The organism is Acinetobacter sp. YH16053, assembly GCF_013417035.1.
Classification (GTDB): Bacteria; Pseudomonadota; Gammaproteobacteria; order Pseudomonadales; family Moraxellaceae; genus Acinetobacter; species Acinetobacter towneri.
Genome location: NZ_VPEP01000084.1, coordinates 1 through 2,295, shown reverse-complemented (window position 1 = coordinate 2,295; position 2,295 = coordinate 1). Strand labels below are relative to the sequence as shown.

At 39.0% G+C, this 2,295-nt stretch carries 2 protein-coding genes; both read right to left on the bottom strand.

All coding sequences use genetic code 11. The features are described 5' to 3' along the window. Positions 1-553: 553 nt before the first annotated feature. The gene (locus tag FTV43_RS16280; protein ID WP_174660747.1) at positions 554-961 is read right to left on the bottom strand and encodes a phosphoribosyltransferase; all 408 of its coding nucleotides are present in this window, start codon (positions 959-961) and stop codon (positions 554-556) included. 161 nt (positions 962-1,122) lie between these two features. Beyond that, positions 1,123-2,241 carry a transposase gene (locus FTV43_RS15065; RefSeq protein ID WP_179995801.1) on the bottom strand — a complete coding sequence of 373 codons (1,119 nt, stop codon included), beginning with the start codon at positions 2,239-2,241 and terminating at the stop codon, positions 1,123-1,125. Between the last annotated feature and the right edge of the window lie 54 nt (positions 2,242-2,295).

Here is a 2,295-nt window from a genome sequence, read left to right as displayed (position 1 = left end):
AAGGTATTGTTTAGTCCATCAGATGAATAGTATCTAGTCTCGTAGCTTCCATTAGGAAAGTAAGAATGATGTATTGATTTGAGATCATTAAAATCATTTGGATCTAAATGTATAAATGGATGACAAAAAGTTCTGCGATGTTCCTTTTTGATTACGCCATCTTTATCAAGTAAGAAATATGGATGTGAGTTATAAAGCTTAAGATAAATAATGAAAGCAATAATTACAGAGATAGATATAACGATTGTCATACTTAGATTTATAAAATATTGAATTTATTTGAATTATAGTTATGAATAACAAAAAAGCCTAACAACTTATTTAAGTTATTAAGCTTTTTGTTTGAAACTTTACTAGCCGTGCCTAGATAAACGATATTTGACTCTTACAGTCTGACCTCGCTTGACGGTGCTGCCGGGCTCTGGGCGTTAGCCCTATCTTTAAAGACCATTGAGCACATGAATGGTCTATCTGTAGTATACAGTTATAAATAAAAGTTTACATTAACTTTTGTGATTTTTAGTGATTTTTGGTGACATTGAATGATTTCTAGTTATTTACTGCCCAGTTTTCCTAAAAGACAGATTGCTTCAATTTGTTCACTTATTTCCATTTCTTTAAGTAAGTTATAAGCACTTGTTAAGGTTGTACCACTTGCCAATAAATCATCGACAAGAAGTATAGATTTTCCTTTCATTTCCGTAACTTTTTCAATTTGAGTCGGATCTATTTTCAAAGGACGAATAAACATTCTGTCCTTTGTTGCGACTTCTTTCATAGAAAAAGCTTTATTGGGATTATTGGTTAGATCTCTTTCGAGGGAGCGACGTAAGGCAATGATATCTTTTTTGTATTTTGGGGTTAATGGAAGATCTTGTAGGTCAGAATAGACTTCGAGAATAGTTTTTTTAGAAAAGATATTATTAAGAAGAACTTGCAAAATTATTGTCCCAGCCGACACAGCTGTAGCTCCTCTTAAAAAAGAGGCTTTTTTTTAATCAAACCCGAGTTGCGCTATGATTTTAGGGATCAATCATCTTGTTTCTCCATATCTTAAACAAGCTGATGCGTTGACCTGTGTCAAATATTCAATCATTAAGCACTTAATCAATTGCCTTGTCGTCACCTCAAAAGTCGCATCAATTGATCGGCTGTTTGAGCAATCAAACCAAACATCAAATGACTCATCACCTTAGCGTGACCTCGATAATAAATCACCCGACCGCCAAACTCATCCTTTAAACGGGCATTACTGCGTTCAGCACTGCTACGGGTTTTATATCGCTGTGCTTCCGCTTTGCAAAATTCTATTTTTTCACCCTGACGCTTGTTGTGATCAATCAACGGAACACGACCTCTTGATCTCACAAACTCTCGAATATCCGTACTACAATAACCTGCATCCATCAGCTCATAACATGCCGTAACACGCTGTTCACTCATCAACGATAACGGCAGGGCAACACGACTATCATGAACGACCGCACCCGTCAGATAAGCACTGATCACTACACCACAACATGCTGTATCTAAATGAAGCTTGTAGCCTTTGGTACTCTCAGAATACCCTTTTGAGTTCGTTTTTGTGCCAACAGAACAGCCCGTAGGTAAATCTCGGAGCATTTCAGGAAGTGTCTGTGTGAGTTGAATCTGAATGGCAGTTAATATTTTAGTGGTCAAGGTCTTAGGCGAGTTGAATGCAGGGCGACCTCGTTTTTTGGCAGGCGGTTTTACAACAGGAGGGAGAACTATTTTCTCAACACCTTCGCGTGCTGGAATCATGGTTGCATCACGGCTAATATGACCGATTAACGTATCCGCAAGATTGGACTTCACCATCTGCTCATGAACGCGAGTGGTTAGTTTACGCGCTGCAAATTCAGCAAAAACACGGCTAAATGTCCCTTCGCTGGGTAGTTTTTTATACAGATTGAAGCCGCAAATTCGCCGCAATCTACGATCAACTTCTAGGCGTTCAATCAAGCCCCGTGTGGTGACGATACCAAGTTCAGCTTTTGCAATAAAGGCACATGCCAAAGCGCAGCGGTCAGCAGGAGGTCTTCCCACAGCACACCCTTGATATTGGTATACCAAGGATTCGATGTCACTCCACTCGAGCACACGAATAATGCGTTCGAGCTTTGAGCTGATGCCGTCTAAATCGGCTGCGACTAAAGGAATAAGTTCGTATTGTAAGGCTTGAAACCGTTGTTTGAGAAAAGGGCGTAATGTAGTATTCATGCTGTAGATGTTAGGGTGTTGGTTTAGAAGCTCATTTTAACATCTACAACTTTT